Origin of the sequence: Pusillimonas sp., assembly GCF_029263785.1 — a bacterium.
Classification (GTDB): domain Bacteria; phylum Pseudomonadota; class Gammaproteobacteria; order Burkholderiales; family Burkholderiaceae_B; genus Pusillimonas.
Map to the genome: position 1 here is coordinate 1 of NZ_JAJUFE010000056.1, position 15,595 is coordinate 15,595.

Annotated in this window: 15 protein-coding genes; 8 read left to right on the forward strand and 7 right to left on the reverse strand. The window is 57.4% G+C overall.

Translation table 11 applies throughout. From position 1 onward, the window contains the following. Positions 1-202 (reverse strand): hypothetical protein (locus Q1J88_RS11160; protein WP_301117772.1); only part of this gene is annotated, 202 nt, incomplete at its 3' end. A gap of 109 nt (positions 203-311) precedes the next feature. Here Q1J88_RS11160 and Q1J88_RS11165 point away from each other — a divergent pair. Genes Q1J88_RS11165 through Q1J88_RS11175 form a run of 3 tightly spaced genes read left to right on the forward strand, consistent with a single transcriptional unit; the run spans position 312 to position 3,910 of the window. Beyond that, positions 312-1,016 (forward strand): GntR family transcriptional regulator, encoded by a 705-nt coding sequence (locus Q1J88_RS11165; RefSeq protein ID WP_301117773.1) that lies wholly within the window; start codon positions 312-314, stop codon positions 1,014-1,016. A 10-nt stretch (positions 1,017-1,026) separates the two neighbouring features. Further along, positions 1,027-2,334, forward strand: a complete 1,308-nt coding sequence (locus Q1J88_RS11170) for a malonyl-CoA decarboxylase family protein (RefSeq protein WP_301117774.1) — start codon at positions 1,027-1,029, stop codon at positions 2,332-2,334. Positions 2,335-2,365: 31 nt separating this feature from the next. Next, positions 2,366-3,910 (forward strand): malonyl-CoA synthase, encoded by a 1,545-nt coding sequence (locus tag Q1J88_RS11175; protein WP_301117775.1) that lies wholly within the window; start codon positions 2,366-2,368, stop codon positions 3,908-3,910. A gap of 134 nt (positions 3,911-4,044) precedes the next feature. Here the strand turns inward: Q1J88_RS11175 and Q1J88_RS11180 are convergent, their stop codons facing one another. Genes Q1J88_RS11180 through Q1J88_RS11190 form a run of 3 tightly spaced genes read right to left on the reverse strand, consistent with a single transcriptional unit; the run spans position 4,045 to position 7,612 of the window. Further along, positions 4,045-5,694, reverse strand: coding sequence for an FAD-dependent monooxygenase (locus Q1J88_RS11180; RefSeq protein ID WP_301117777.1), 1,650 nt, complete (start codon positions 5,692-5,694; stop codon positions 4,045-4,047). Further along, a complete protein-coding gene (locus tag Q1J88_RS11185) occupies positions 5,694-6,569 on the reverse strand; it encodes an alpha/beta hydrolase (RefSeq protein WP_301117778.1) in 876 nt (291 codons plus the stop codon). The genes Q1J88_RS11180 and Q1J88_RS11185 overlap by 1 nt, the downstream gene beginning before the upstream one ends. Next, positions 6,566-7,612 (reverse strand): peptidase M29, encoded by a 1,047-nt coding sequence (locus Q1J88_RS11190; RefSeq protein WP_301117779.1) that lies wholly within the window; start codon positions 7,610-7,612, stop codon positions 6,566-6,568. The genes Q1J88_RS11185 and Q1J88_RS11190 overlap by 4 nt, the downstream gene beginning before the upstream one ends. 54 nt (positions 7,613-7,666) lie before the next feature. Here Q1J88_RS11190 and Q1J88_RS11195 point away from each other — a divergent pair, with 54 nt between their 5' ends. Then, the gene (locus tag Q1J88_RS11195) at positions 7,667-8,602 is read left to right on the forward strand and encodes a LysR substrate-binding domain-containing protein (protein ID WP_301117780.1); all 936 of its coding nucleotides are present in this window, start codon (positions 7,667-7,669) and stop codon (positions 8,600-8,602) included. Here Q1J88_RS11195 and Q1J88_RS11200 read toward each other — a convergent pair whose 3' ends face one another. Next, positions 8,603-9,757 (reverse strand): ABC transporter substrate-binding protein, encoded by a 1,155-nt coding sequence (locus Q1J88_RS11200; RefSeq protein ID WP_301117781.1) that lies wholly within the window; start codon positions 9,755-9,757, stop codon positions 8,603-8,605. It lies immediately after the preceding gene. Positions 9,758-9,989: 232 nt separating this feature from the next. On the opposite strand from Q1J88_RS11200, the gene Q1J88_RS11205 reads away from it, so the two are divergent. From Q1J88_RS11205 to Q1J88_RS11220, 4 genes are all read left to right on the forward strand, one after another. Continuing rightward, a complete protein-coding gene (locus Q1J88_RS11205) occupies positions 9,990-11,216 on the forward strand; it encodes a PepSY-associated TM helix domain-containing protein (protein ID WP_301117782.1) in 1,227 nt (408 codons plus the stop codon). Then, entirely contained in the window at positions 11,213-11,404 is a 192-nt protein-coding gene (locus Q1J88_RS11210; protein WP_301117783.1) for a hypothetical protein, read from the forward strand. The genes Q1J88_RS11205 and Q1J88_RS11210 overlap by 4 nt, the downstream gene beginning before the upstream one ends. 50 nt (positions 11,405-11,454) lie before the next feature. Next, a complete protein-coding gene (locus Q1J88_RS11215; protein WP_301117784.1) occupies positions 11,455-13,590 on the forward strand; it encodes a TonB-dependent siderophore receptor in 2,136 nt (711 codons plus the stop codon). 75 nt (positions 13,591-13,665) lie between these two features. Further along, positions 13,666-14,217 (forward strand): sugar O-acetyltransferase, encoded by a 552-nt coding sequence (locus tag Q1J88_RS11220; protein WP_301117786.1) that lies wholly within the window; start codon positions 13,666-13,668, stop codon positions 14,215-14,217. 31 nt (positions 14,218-14,248) lie between these two features. On the opposite strand, the gene Q1J88_RS11225 is transcribed toward Q1J88_RS11220, so the two are convergent. After that, complete coding sequence (locus Q1J88_RS11225) at positions 14,249-14,749, reverse strand: DinB family protein (RefSeq protein WP_301117787.1); 501 nt, start codon at positions 14,747-14,749, stop codon at positions 14,249-14,251. 41 nt (positions 14,750-14,790) lie between these two features. Further along, on the reverse strand, positions 14,791-15,595 hold an 805-nt coding region (locus Q1J88_RS11230; protein WP_301117788.1), incomplete at its 5' end, for an NAD-dependent epimerase/dehydratase family protein.

The window sequence follows — 15,595 nt, forward strand, 5'->3', positions numbered from 1 at the left end:
CATGGGCGCACTCCTGCGGGTGCAAGTCCCGCCATAAGTTGATCACAGCGAATGAAGTGAAGCGCAACTGCACAAGGGCGACCGAGTGTGGGAAGGAAGCGTGGAACGTAAGCTGCGAGCCGATGAACAAGAATCGGATACTGGGCATTGCTGGTGGAAGAATTCTTACGGGAGCAATAACCGTGTTCAGTGTAGAAGCCATTGGCCAAGTACCCTAAGGCTTTCAGCGCGTGCGATCCGCTGTTTCTGACCCTTCCATTCCATGCCAATCTCTCTATAATTATTCATTATTAATTACACGGGCGAGAGAAATGGTTATCCGGATCGAACGAAAAGGCCTGTACCAAGAGGTGGCCGACAGGCTGCGCGACATGATCCAGAAAGGCGAACTGCAGCCTGGGGAATGGGTGGACGAAGTCAGCCTGAGCAAGTCGCTTGGCATTTCTCGCACGCCGCTTCGTGAGGCACTCAAGGTGCTGGTGGCCGAAGGCTTGCTGTACATGAAACCGCGTCATGGGTGCTTCGTCAACGAGGTAACCGCCCAAGACCTGGAAGATATCTTTCCCCTCATGGCCATGCTCGAAGGTCGTTGCGCTTTCGAAGCCGCCAGTAAAGTCACGGAAGCCGACCTGGCCCGACTCGAACCCCTTCATTCGGAGCTTCGCCGCTACGCCATGCAGGGCGACGTCGATCAATATTACGCGGCCAACGTCCGCATTCATACTGCCATACAAGACCTGGCGGCCAATCGCTGGCTGTCCGACCTGATCAACAATCTGCGTCAGGTGCTGAGCCTTTTCCGCCATCGCAGTCTCAAGCATCCGGGCCGCATCGACCAGTCCTATCAAGAGCACGCTGCCATCTTTGAGGCCATAAAGGCCCGAGACCCGGTGCGTGCCGAAGCCGTCACGCGAACACATTTGATGAATCAGCTCGATGCCTTGCGCAAGCTTTCCGAGCAGGATTCCGTGCCGCATAGCGGGGCCATCGAGCAACCGTCGGTCGTTACCAACTAGGAGTCAAAGCATGGTGCTGTCGAAAACCGAAGTCACTAAGACCCAAGACAAGGAATCGAACCTTAGCGTTGGCGAGCAGGGCGCTCCCACGGATTCCAACCGCTTTGACGCTTTGCTTGGCAAGTTGAGCCGATGGTTCGAACGCAGCCCGCTTCCCGAGCCCGAACAACTTCAAGCCCTGTTTCTTGCCTCGCCCAAGGACGAAGCGGCAAACCAGCTTGCTCGCGAATGGTCGAAACGTTATCGCGAGTCGGATGAAGCGCAGCGGCACAGCATGCTCAGCGCATTGGGCAAGGCCGGCACTGAAGCGGGGCTAACCGAAGAGTCTGCCATGCGGCTGTTTCGGCGTCTGTACGCGCAAAGCGACAGTCTCGAGCTGATGGTGCAGCTTCGGGCCGACCTGCTCCGCTGGCGCAAACAAGACGTCGGGCTCTCGGGCCTTGAACACACTTTGGCCAGTCTGCTGTCGAACTGGTTCGACGTGGGCATGCTTGAGCTGCGTCACATCAACTGGGACTCTCCGGCGTCCCTGCTCGAAAAGCTCATCAAGTACGAAGCGGTTCACGAAATCAGATCGTGGGAAGACATGCGCAGGCGAGTAGCCGCCGACCGTCGCTGTTATGCCTTCTTTCACCCGCGCATGAGCAATGTGCCGCTGATTTTCGTCGAGGTAGCGTTCGCCGAAAACATGGTGGCCGATGTTCAGACGCTGCTCGACCCTGCCTTGCCGATCGACCCTCTGCACAAAGCGCGTTGGGCCATCTTTTATTCGATATCAACCACGCAAACCGGACTGCGGGGCATCAGCTTTGGCAACTTCCTGCTGAAGCGGGTAATCGAAGAACTGAAAAACGAGCTTCCAAAGCTCAAGGCGTTTGCAACCTTGTCGCCCATTCCCGGCTTCACGAAGTGGCTCGAACAACAGCCTGCCGACGCCGTCAAAACCATGTTGGGATCACTGGCTGGCCAGACCGACAGCCCTGAGGATGCCGACGGTGCCTGGTGGCGGCAAGTGCTGCAAGAAGCAGCAGGCGCAGAAACGCCCGAAGCGGTCAAGCGCTGCGGCATGCGATTGGCTGCTCGCTACCTGACCGCGCTTGAGGACGGCCAGCCGCTGGACGCGGTAGCACGCTTTCATCTGGGCAACGGTGCACGCATTGAACGCCTCAACTGGGCGGCCGACCTGTCACCCAAAGGGCGCAAGCAGTCTTGCGGCATGATGGTCAATTATCTTTACGAGCCCGATCAGCTGGATACCAATCGGGCACAGCTTGAAGCCGGCAAACCGCGTATCGCGCGTGCTGTGCAAAAACTATAACAGGCCGTCAGACCGGCCATGGGAAAACGCCTTGGAACATAATCTTTACTCCGTACTTGAATCCGGGTTTCCACAAGATCGAAACTCGATTGCCATAGAAACACCCGCTCGCAGCTACACCTGGGCCGACATCGATGCCATCAGCGGTCGCATGGCGGCGCTGCTCAGTTCCTACAACATTCCTTTGGGGTCGCGCGTCGCAGTCCAGGTTGAAAAATCACCCGAAGCGCTGATGCTGTACCTGGCAACGCTTCGTGCGGGGCTGGTTTACCTGCCGCTGAACACGGCATACCGCGAAGGTGAGGTTCGCTATTTCCTTCAAGACGCCGAACCCGCCGTCGTCGTATGTTCGCCTTCTTCCGAGTCGTGGTGCGAACCACTGGCCCGAGATTGCGGCGCTTCGCATGTGCTGACGCTCGACGCGAACGGCGGCGGAAGCCTGATGGAAGCCGCCAAGAATCAAAACCCCGCGTTCCAGACGGTGTCGCGTAACGCCGATGATCTGGCAGCAATACTGTATACCTCGGGAACAACCGGGCGCAGCAAGGGTGCGATGCTTTCGCATGCCAACCTGTCGTCAAATGCAAAGACCTTGCACGACTACTGGGGCTGGCGCAGCGACGACATTCTGCTTCATATTCTCCCTATCTTCCACGTACATGGGCTGTTCGTCGCCGCACATGGCGCCTTGCTTGCCGGCGCCAGGATGATCTGGTTACCCAAGCTTGACATCGAACAGGCACTTCAGTACCTGCCGCGATGCACGGTGATGATGGGCGTACCCACTCATTACGTCCGGATTCTCGAAGAGCCGCGCTTCACCAAAGAGCTGTGCAGCAACATGCGCCTCTTTATTTCTGGCTCGGCGCCACTGCTGGTGGACACCTTCCGCGAATTCGAAGCTCGCATCGGCATGCCCATTCTCGAGCGATATGGCATGAGCGAAACCGTCATGCTCACCTCCAACCCCTATGAACCCGCGCAAGGCAAACGCATTCCCGGAACGGTAGGCCGTGCCTTGCCGGGAGTGTCGGTACGAGTCGTGGACGATCAGGATCAGCCACTTGAACCTGGCCAGCCAGGCCACGTGCAGGTAAAGGGGCCCAATGTATTTTCAGGCTATTGGCGCATGCCCGAAAAAACCCGCGAAGAATTCACTTCCGACGGCTGGTTCCGCACCGGCGACATCGGCATCATGGGCGGCGAGGGCATCCCTTCCGACTACCTGAGCATCGTGGGGCGCAGCAAGGACCTGATCATTTCGGGTGGCTATAACGTTTACCCCAAAGAGATCGAATTGATCATCGATGAGGCTCCTGGCGTGCAGGAATCCGCCGTCATCGGCGTGCCTCACCCCGACTTCGGCGAGGCCGTCATGGCTGTCATCGTTGCGCGGCCGGGTGTGGCACCCGATCTGGATGCGCTCCAGGCCAGCCTTAAAAAACAACTGGCAAACTTCAAAGTGCCCAAGAAGATTGTGCAAATCGACGAACTGCCACGCAACACCATGGGTAAAGTGCAAAAGAACATGCTGCGGCAAACCTACGCGGATACGTTTACGGTCAGTCAGCAGTAAGTCGCCCTCAGACACGCCGACGCTGATTCCAGTCGCCTAAAGGCAATGCCCATATGCAAGCACCTCAAGGGTTCAGCAAAATCCGTTGAGGTGCCATGCGCAAGTACCAGGGTAAGTACCAGGGTACAAGCTACTTACGCAGCAAGCGGCTGCATGGCACGACCCGTCACTGTCTGCAGGATACCTTGGGCGTCGGCGTCGGAAGCGCCCCTCCATGCAACCATCATGTCGGGACGCACCAGCACTAACTCGGCGTCGTACAGACGTTTTGCTCCCGCGTGGTCGATCTCGCGAACTGTAAGTGGCACGCCCATGCTCGTAGCCTGCTTTTCCCACTGGCGGCCCGCCTGCCGACCTGTGAAATCCAGCAAGGTAAAGTGGGGACTGAACAGGTCAAGTATCGATGTGTCGGGCGTGAGCCAGATATGCGGTGCGCGATGCCCCGGTCTTGCGGTGGGCACGTAGCGGCGAGGGTCATCGGGTGGCTCGGGTGTGCCATCGGGAACGCAAATGGGCGTAGCGTTGTACCGGTAACCCAGCAGCACCCCGGAAGACGCAAGAATCTTCTCTTGCCGTTGAAGCTCTTCCCCCAAGGCCTTGCGCAAGGCCTCGCCGTGTTCATCGTCCGCATCGAGCTCGGGCCCGTACTGCATTACCGAATAAAGTTTATCGAAGTTGTCTGCCGCCTCCATCGTGTTGCGCACGCCGACGGGATGCCTTTCAATGTGATAGGTATCCAGCAGGCAAGGGGGGGCCCAGCCCCTTATGACTGCTTCCAGCTTCCAACCCAGTTCGATGGCATCACCCACCCCCGTATTCATGCCCAGACCGCCGGTGGGGGTGAATTTATGGGCCGCATCGCCTGCGAGAAACACGTTGCCAACACGGTACTGGTCGACGGTGAGGGCATGTGCCGTCCAGGGCTGGACTTCGATTACTTCCAGCGGCACCTCTTTACCCAGCAAGGCCCACACAGCCTGCGAAGGGTCGATGTCGTTCCATTCCTTGCCTTCGGGCAAGATCAGGTGATATGTCCATAAGGTGCCGCCGTCCCAGTTCAGCAGAAACCCGGAGTATTCCTTGCGCAAGGGAAAATAAATATTGCCATGACCGAAGGAATGCGCCTCCATAAAATCGGGGCATCGGAAATAGATGGACACGAAGCGCGCCATATTGCTGCGGCCGGACATCGGCACATTCAACCGGGTGCGCACCAACGACCGTCCGCCGTCGCAACCCACCAGATAGCGGCTGCGCACCTGTTCGATCTTGCCGGTTTGCAAGCACTCAATCTGCGCAGTTACACCCTCTGCATCCTGCTCAAAATCACGCAGGGCCCAACCGAAGCGGCTGTCCACACATTCAAGCGTTTGCACATATTCCTTGAGAGCACGTTCGACATGCTGCTGGCCGACAATGGTTTTTAGATAGGGTGACCAGTACATCTCTGCCATGGGGTCGGCGACGCCGCTGTTACGCGCCTGTACCAACTGTTCGTAAGACAACATGGAAAGCCGGTGCAAGGCACGTCCGTGCATGCTCGAGACCCAGTAATAATCCGCCGGATAGTCGGGTGGAACTCCCTTATTGAAGAGTTTCTGGTCCACACCCCAGCGGCGGAAATACTCCATGGTTCGATTGCCGACTGCGTTCGCGCGAGGGTGGGGGTTAACCTCGCGCCGCTGTTCAACAAGCAGGCAAGGAATTTTGCGCCAGCCCAGTTCGGCGGCCATGCTTAGTCCCACCGAAGCTCCGCCCGCAATCAGTACCGGGATTTCAATCATTACTGCTCCTGATCGTGTTCATTGGCGAATATTTCGCCGCGGCTTATCTTGCCAGACAAAAATGCATCGACAGTCTCGTTAAAAAGATCCGACGCCTCCAGATTCATCAGATGCCCGCAACGCGGAAGGATCCGCAACCTTGCGTTTGGCAACATTGACAGAACCTCGCGCCCCATCTCGGGAGGAGTGAGGCGATCATCCTGGGCATATAACAACAAGGTCGGGGCAGTGATCGATCGGATCTCTTCAGTGCGATCAAAGTACGCAGCCGCCTCCAGTGCTTTCAGATAAGAGTCTGGGCGCAGCCGGCAGATGCTGGCATAAAGGGCGTCATACACCTTGCGACTAACGTCTGGTCCCGCCAAAGAAGCAATCAAATCGGGGGCGAGCTCTTGTACGGTTCTGCCCGCCAAGATAGGTTCACGGCGCAGACGCAGATATTCTTCGCGTTGCGCGGCACTCAGGGCCTTTCCAAAGCTCGGGAACGAACCGCACATCACCAGGCTGAGAACACGCTGGCCATGGCGCCAGGCAAAATCCATCAAGATCCGGCCACCCATCGACAAACCCACAAAATGCGCCTGATCTATTTGCAACTCGTCCATGAGACGGATAATGTCCGAACTGACATCCTCAAATCTGAAATCTCCGTCATAGTCGTCAGAATCACCATAGCCGCGCACATCCCAGGCCACTGCCCGGTAGCCCAGGCGGCCAAAATACAAGAGCTGGTCTGTCCAGTTATCTTTGTTTCCACCAATGCCATGCAAGAAAACAATCGTTTGTGGTCCGGCACCACATTGGGCATAGGCAATTCGTGGAGTACCGGGTACGTGATGAACCACGATATCCAGAGGGATAGTGTCAGCCTTCATGCCAGGGGCTCCTGCAGGCATCCCTGCGATACGATCAGCTTGTCGTCGAGCTCGATATCGCAGTGACGCAGCGGAAGATCAAAGTGCCCGTTGGTATAGCGCCCGGCGTGCTCATTGGCCCCCGTGGAAATCAGGAAATTGCCGGCGAAAGCGCGCAACTCGGTTCCGTTGGTGTCGTTCTTGTCAAACATGACCAGTGAATCCCATCGGGCCGCGGGGTTCATGCCCCAGCCGACATGCGAAACACCATAGGCGTTGGAATCGTTCCACGCCGCGAAGTAGCTCTTCATCAACTCGGCATCCAGGCCGTCGCCGCTGATATCCACAACGAAATCATCTTCTATTGTCAGTACGATGCGGCTTTCGAGGTAACGCTTGAAGGTCAGGTTGACATCACCTACGTCGAGCACGACTGTTCCGTTAACACTGTGTCGGCGCGGAAAACACAAGCACAACCCGCCGGGCCAGTACGATACCTTGCCTGGATCGGTGACAAAGCCCGCTGAACCTCGGGCCGGTGCGTCAGTAAGGTCGATGGTCAGATCGGTACCCGCTGCGGACCTTACCCGCATTTGCCTTGCATTCGCCAGCATGTCGACTCCCAATGCCACTTTTTTCTGCAATGCGGGATCGGGCATCAGGCGCTCGAGTATCTCTGGATGCTCGTTGCTGATCATCATCAGACGCGCACCCTCGGAAAGAATCTCTTTGAGCTCCCTGGCATGCAGCAACCCCTCTATGGTGCAGTCAACCACCATGGCGCTGGAACGCAGTGCAGCGATGACGGACTCATTGGCCTGAATGGCGGGGGAACTGCCGGTAGAGCGCACTGCCACCGGATCCTTGAGTGGAGGTGTGGGCACCACAACGTGAAACACGGCGGCGCCCAGATCAAGCAGCGCCAATTCAGCAAGCTTCACATTGATCTGGCGCGATAAGGTCTCGGAAAGTATTGCGACGCGATCTCCCGGGTTGACTTCACACATCCTGAAGACGCGGCGAAAGCAGTCCACCCATTTGCTCTCCACTTGTTCAACCAGCATTCCTACCTCTCGTAATAATGTATAACCACTGAAACCAGGCACTTCAAATTAAAAATGCGCAGTTTCCATCCCACTGACCTCGAGTATTTCATCGAAATCTGCCGGCTTGGCAGCATCGCCCAAGCAGCAAAACACCTTGGGGTAAGCCAGCCCGCGCTGAGCAAGGCCATCCGCAGGCTTGAACAGATAGCGGGCGCGCGCCTGCTGGATCGCAACGCCCGCGGAGTCAGCCCCACGGCCATGGGCCTGATCTTGCAGCAGCGGGGCAGTCTCATCCTTCACGAACTGGATACCGCCCGCAACGAGCTCCAGGAAATGAGCGGCGTACGTACGGGCAATGTCTCGATGGGAGTGCCGCCCACCCTTAATCACCGCTTCATTCCGGACATCGTGGAGCTGGCCTGCCGGCAACGGCCAAAGTTGAATTTTCATGTCAGCGAAGGCCTGTTCCAGTCATTGATGCCCCGCTTGCGCTTGGGTGAGCTCGACTTCATCATCAGCTCGCCTACCCAGGCCGAAACAGAGGCAACCGATCTGGAATGCGAAACCCTGGGCAGCAATTTGTTCCTGGCCTGTGTGGGGGCAAATCACCCGCTGGCTTCCATGGATTTCATACCGGATGAAGCCTTGCTTGATTACGGCTGGGTATTGGTCCCACCACCGGGAATACTGCGCGACCAGTTGAATCAACTGTTTCACCAGCGGGGTCTGCCCGCATTGGATCCACAAGTGCAAACCAGTTCGACCGTATTGTCCAAAGCCCTGATCACGCGGCAAGACTTCATTGGCTTTCTGCCTCTTGAGGTATTTGCGGCCGAAGAGCAGGCCGGAACAATCAAGCGCCTGAATCTGCCCTGGTTGTACTGGAGACGCGAACTGACCTTGGTATTCCGGCGTTCGCGCACGCTCACTCCCGCAGCTCAGTACCTGGTTGATCTGGTCAGGCGCGAGGCCGCGAAACGTCTGCAGCCTCCGGTTCGACCGGCCTGATCAATTGTCCATCAGCACCCACTTTCCATCCTTGACTTCGACCAGCACGCGAGCCCAATGATCCAGGCCGTTGTGATCTTCCGGCGTCATGGTGTAAACGCCATGCGTTCCGACAACGCCCTTGACGTCGTTTTCGAGCGCGTCGCGCAGTGCCTGACGGAACTCGGGTGTACCCGGCGTAGCGGTTTTCAATGCCGAAGGTACGGCCGCTTGCAATAACAGGTAGGCGTCAAAGGCGTATCCCGCAAACGGGCTTCGTGCGCTGACACCATACGCCTCGTCATACATCGCCAGATATTTGGTCGCAACGGGTTTTACCGGATTCGAATCTGGCAATTGCTCGGCAAACAGGAATGGACCCGTCGGAGCAACGGTTCCTTCGGCATGGGCGCCCCCAATGCGAATGAAATCTCCACTGACCGAGCCGTGGCCGTTGTAAACGGTGCGCTTGTAGCCCCGTTCGTTCAGCGCAATATGCGGCAAGGCCCCAGGTGCCCCTGAAGCACCGACCATAACCGCGTCCGGCTTGTTGGCCATGACTTTCAGCGCCTGTGTAGTCAGACTTACATCATTGCGCTGGTAACGCTCATCGTTGGTGATTTCCAGGTCGGGGATCACTGTCTGGGTTTGCAGGGCTTTGTATACCGCGTCACCCCACGCATCTGCAAAGCCGATGAATCCGAGCCGTTTGACGCCATTCTGCTTCATATGCTCCAGGACCGCGCTGATCATGAGTGGCATGGGTTGAGGCACGCCGAAGGACCATGGATGCTCCTGACCGTTCAATTCAACCGGACCCAGTGCAAGCAGGGGAACCTTGTATTCGACTGCTGTCTGCATCAGTGCTCGCGTGATGGGCACCGAATTCGATCCCACAAGAACATCGACCTTGTTTTCTTCGATGAGCTTCTTGGCATTACGAACCCCGGTGGTAACGTCAGAGGCATCATCGAGGACAATGTACTTGGCCGGCTTACCCGCTATTTCCTTGGGCAGAATCTCGAATACATTCCGGTAGGGTATGCCAAGCACGGCTCCCGAACCCGTGGTGCTTACCACCACTCCCACCGAGACTTCCTTGGCCGCAACCATGCCGGCAGAGGCAAACAACGATACCGCCATCAGGCCCGCAGCCAGTTTTCTTGTGAATTTCATACCTTTCTCCTCACTTGTAAGCGTGATTTCTGAAGTCGAGTATTAGACAGGGAGGCACCCCTGACAATGGCCGCTTTAGTTACCAAGGTATAACTTACAGGAATATCTCGGCAACTTTGTACGCGTGCACACAGCGCCGTGGCGGGCAAAACCTCTCAGAAAGCTATTTACTAATGATAATGGTTTGCATTAAGATCATTGCTTTGCCGACTACCGGAACGGGAACAAGCCTATGACCGCCGCTGCATCGCTCAAGACCTGGTATTGGTGGCACAAATGGACGAGCCTCATCTGCACGGTTTTTCTGCTTGTCATCTGCATTACCGGGCTGCCGCTTGTATTTCACGAAGAAATCGAACACTGGCTGGAGGAAGGTAAACCCTATGCCGTAGTTGAAGAGGGCACACCTCGCGTACCAGTCGACCAGCTCATGGCATTGGCACGTGGACAGTACCCCAACGAAGTTCTCGAATACGTGTACTTCGACGAGGACCACCCCACGGTCTACATCGGCATGTCACCCTCCCATACGGGCGACCCCAAACAGCAGCACTACATGCGCTTTGACGCTCATACTGCAGAACTGCTCCACGACGCCCCCACCTTGCATGAAGAACAATTCAGCTTCATGGGGCTGATGCTGGCGCTGCATGTCGATCTGTTCACGGGCTTGCCCGGTCAGCTGTTTCTGGGATTTATGGGTTTGCTGTTTGTCATTGCCCTGGTTTCAGGGGTCGTGCTTTACGGGCCCTTCATGAAGAAACTCAACTTCGGAACCGTCCGCAAAGACCGCTCAAGGCGCCTGAAATGGCTCGACCTGCACAATCTGTTGGGAATTGTTCTGCTCGGGTGGATGATGGTGGTGGGAATCACCGGGGTCATCAATGAGCTGTCTCGGCCGCTGTTCGCCATATGGCAGGGAACCGACCTGGTCGAACTGACCGCCGCATACCGGGATGCCGAGCCTCCTGCGCAGCTTGCCTCGGCTGATGCAGCCTTGCGAGCAACTGCCGAAGCCGTGCCGGGCCACCGCATCATCAGCTTCAGTCATCCAGGCAACATGTTTGCCACGCCACATCACTATATGGTGTGGACACACGGCGACACGCCTTTCACCTCGCATCTGATCATTCCCGTTCTTGTAGACGCCGCTACCGCCGAGGTTACAGCCGTGGCCCGCCCTCCCTGGTACCTGACCATGCTGGCACTATCGCAACCCCTGCATTTCGGTGATTACGGCGGGATGCCGCTAAAAATACTTTGGGCCCTGCTTGATCTGTTGACCATTGTGGTGCTGGTCAGCGGCTTATACCTGTGGCTGGCCAGGCGCAAGGCCACCGACGCTCGTGTAGCCCGCTTGATGCAGGCTCATCAGCATGCTGACCTCGCGCTGGCCAAGTCGGCACATGCCCGCTCTTCAGACCCACTTGGCAGTGGAGCATCAGGAGGCCGCTCATGAGCTCGCGACAATCCTTTTCAAAGATCTGGGGCGCGCCCGTCCTCCTGATCGTGCTTACGTGCTTCGGTTTGTTGGCAGCGCTGCTGGGTACAGGAATCTGGCACTGGGCCTCCTGGCTCTGTCTGGCAATTGTGCTGGGCACCGGAATCGTCTATTGGCTGCGTCCTGGCAACAAGAAGCCTGTTTAGCCGTCCGGCTTTCACGTCCACTTACCGCAATACACATCACGGAGTACATAATGTCTTTCTCATTGTCGGGCGGTTCCGCTACCCTTGCGGCCACTCTGGCCTCGGCGGGATTACTGGCCGCCTCAATACCTTCTTCAAACGCTTCGGCTCAGACCACGTCCGCGGTCGGCTCGGCGCAAACCCTGGCACCGATAACTGTTCGCGACGCCGGCGGGGGAGCATTGGACCCGGTAGAAGGCTATACGGCGACCTCGGCGCTCAGTGCGTCCAAAACCGACACTCCCCTGATTGAAACGCCTCAGTCCGTCACTGTAATTACTGCAGATCAGATTCGCGATCAGGGAGCGCAAGGTCTGCAGGACGCCTTGAATTATGCGGCCGGCGTCAGGTCTGATGCGTATGGACTCGACTCCAGGTCAGATAACTTTGCCGTGCGCGGCGCCACGCCCACTACCTACCTGGATGGCCTGCGCACCAACTACCAGTATTACACCAGCACAACACGAACCGAGCCCTACACACTCGAACGCATCGAGGTATTGAGGGGGCCGTCCTCGATGCTTTACGGACAAGGCAGCACGGCAGGCGTGGTCAACATGGTGTCCAAGCGCCCACAAGCCGAAACGTCACGCGAAGTGGGGATTCAGTACGGCTCTCACAATCGTCGCCAGATCCAGACTGACTTGACGGGTGCCATCGACGAAGACGGCCGCTGGCTATACCGGATTGTGGCGCTGGGACGTAAATCCGACACCATGGTGGACTACGTGCGTGACGATCGCCTGGTGTTTGCGCCTTCCTTGACCTGGCGACCTTCCAGCCGCACGTCGCTGACACTGATGGCCTTGTGGCAAGACGACAAGTCCGGGTCGACGGCGCAGTTCTTTCCGTGGGAAGGTACATTGCTGGACAATCCCAACGGCCAACTGGATACGCGCACATTTATCGGTGACCCGGATTGGGACCGTTACGATTCCAGGCGCCGATCAATAGGTTGGGCGTTCGAACATGCGTTCAACGACACCTGGACAGTACGACAGAACGCACGTTGGTCATACAACCACGTGGATTACCGAAGCCTGTATGGAGACTCATTCACTTTACCGGGCGGTTGGGCGGCCGACCCCCTCAACAAACGCTTGATAGGGCGTTACGCCTGGGGCTCGGACACCACCGTGCGCATGGCCCAGGCGGATCAGCATCTGCAGGGCAAGTTCAACACCGGCCCACTTCGGCACGACCTGTTGATCGGGGCAGAATTTACCTACGCCAAGCATGAAGAATCCACCGCGTACGAAGATCCGGCGACTGTACCGCTGATTGATGCCTACAACCCGGTGTATCCCAACTACACGCCGCCAACTTTCTTTGGCAGCCCTGCAATGCGCCAAAGGGATATGGGCGTGTATATCCAGGACCAGATCAGTTGGGAAAACTGGATATTCGTGGCCGGCCTGCGGCGAGATCGTTCGAAGAACGTGGTGGACGGATCGCCAAGCAATGACAGCAGGGCAACCAGCAAGCGTTTCGGCCTGCTGTACGCGTTTCCGATTGGTCTTTCGCCATACGTGAGTTACAGCGAATCGTTCACGCCAGAGCTTGGACGCGACGCTGCCGGCAATGCCTTTGTGCCATTACGCGGTAAGCAATGGGAAGCCGGCCTGAAGTATGAATCGCCAGATCGCAAGACCTTGGCAGGTATTTCCGCCTATACGCTTCGCGAAGAGAACCGTCTGGTTGCAGACCCCAATAACCCTCTGCAAAGCATCCAGGCCGGAGAAACCCGCAATCGCGGTATCGAACTTGAGCTGAAGACCACCTTCGCAAACGACCTGGATGTGATCGTCAACTACAACTATTTGGATGTAGACGATCAGCTGGAAGGTCAGCCCAGGCACCAGGCGTCAGCCTGGGGCAAGTACCGATTTGCGATCAACAATACTCCGGGGTTTTCGGTAGGTGCCGGTGTGCGCTGGTTCAGCAGCTTTCGCGACGGCAGCGGCCCCGAAGTGCCAAGCCTGACGCTAGTCGATGCCATGCTTGCCTACGACACCAAGCATTATCGTCTTGCATTGAACGCCAACAACCTGTTGGACAAGGTGTATGTTTCGACTTGCCTTGAGCGCGGCGACTGCTGGTATGGTGCACGTCGATCGGTAGTCGCCAGCGTCACGTATAAGTTCTAGTTCGGGATATCCAGGCTTGGCAGCTTGCGTCGGGCTCCAAAATTGCTTCTTCTGTGCAGCCTTCCGGAGCACATGATGAAGACCGAGAGAGAAAAAATGACAGCGGGCGAGCTGTATCATCCACTGGATGAGGAGCTGACAAAAGCACGCAAACGCGCGCGGCAGCTATGCCGCGCCCTCGACGCTGCAGGATCGGATGCCGAACATCAGCTGATACTGTTCGAACTGTTCGCCGCAGGAGGCGACACAGCCATCGTGCAAGCGCCTTTCTACTGCGACTACGGCAGCAACATTTACCTGGGCGAGCGGGTCTTCTTCAACTTCAATTGCGTCATACTGGACGTATGCGAAGTTCGCATTGGAGGCCACACGCTTCTGGGGCCCGCAGTGCAGATCTATACCGCCCTCCATCCCATGAACGCCCAAGAGCGCCGACAGGCCGAATTTGGGCGGCCAGTAAGCATCGGGGCCGATGTGTGGATCGGCGGCGGTGCCATCATTCTTCCCGGGGTCAGTATTGGCTCGGGTGCCGTGATCGGCGCGGGCAGCGTCGTGTCTCGCGATATTCCCGACAATGTCTTCGCCGCCGGCAACCCGTGTCGGGTGGTACGCGAGATCCGCGAATAGCCCTGCGCGGTTCGCGGTTCACACGCTGAACCTACCAGGGGTCGACCAAGGCAATGAAGTCTGTCACGCCCACATCGTGTCCAAGCTGGCTGAGCAATGTGGTGACCTGACCCCTGTGGTGGGTCTGATGATTGAACACATGCATCAGGATCCGGCCGCGACGTGACGTGCTTTCCTTGTTGGCAAAGATTGATTTGTAGGTGATCGAGCCATCGATATCTTCCGGTCGAAGATTGGCCACTGTCTGCTCCAGATCCTCGTCCGTCAGCTTGCGCGCGCGCGCCAACGACGCAAAGTCGGCATGGAGTTCTTGATCAAGCGAGGTAATCGTTACGGGACGACCGTTCAACCGTCCAATCCAAATCGTATCGGCCACCAGAATGTGATTGAGCGTGGCGTGAATGCTACCGAAAAAGGCCTTCATGTCGCGGCGGCGCTCTTCTTCGCTTAATCTGCCGCAAACCTCGTAAACGGAATCGTTGAATTTTCGGTTGTACTCGGCAAGTTTGCGGAACATATCCAGGCTGTCCATTGGGTCTCCATGTATAAATCGCACACAGGGAACGTTCGAACCTACCGTTCACCTGCATCTTTGTGGCTTGAATGGTATCGCGCATACCAGTCCAATGCACGTGGCCACTCGGGCACCCACCCTGATGCGCGAAGCCTTGCATTGGATAAGCGCTTGCCGCCGGGAGGCCGCATTTCCCGAGCCGGAGCCGGCGCCCCCACCACTTTTGCCAGCGCCTCGTAAAAGTCTCCGAGCGCTACGGGGTGGTCATCTGTGCCGATATATAGCGTTCGTGGCGTCGCAAGCTCGAGCAAATGACGGCATGCTGAAGCAGCGTCGTCGATATGGATCCGGTTTCCCCAATGGCCCGGGCCGTCAGGCGCTTTGATCCTGCCTGCCTTCAACCCATTCACCAGGAAGACCCTGTCGGGGCCATACAAGCCAGACAATCGTAAAGTGACCGCTACGTGTTGGGGCAAACTGGCATGTAGTGCATCTTCGGCCGCCAGCATCGCTCGCGCCCGAAAGTTCGTCGGATCTACCTGCGTTGTTTCATCCACCCAGTCGTCTGTCGGCGCCCATACCGCCGACGAGGTCACCAGGACGCAGCGCTGAAGCTTGTTCAGTGTGCCTGCAGGGAGACTTTTCAATAGCGAAGGAAGGCCACGGGCATATACGGCAGAGTAATCGGCCTCGGTCCGGGCCGACGGGGCCGGCGCATACAGAATGTGGGTGATGTCCGAGAACGCGGAGTCACCCAGAAAAGACAGGCTTTCAGGATCTTGCAGATCGGCCTGATGCCACGTGATGGGGCAGTCCGTATCAGGCAGCACCGCACGGCGGCGCAGGCCGATGCATTTCCATTGA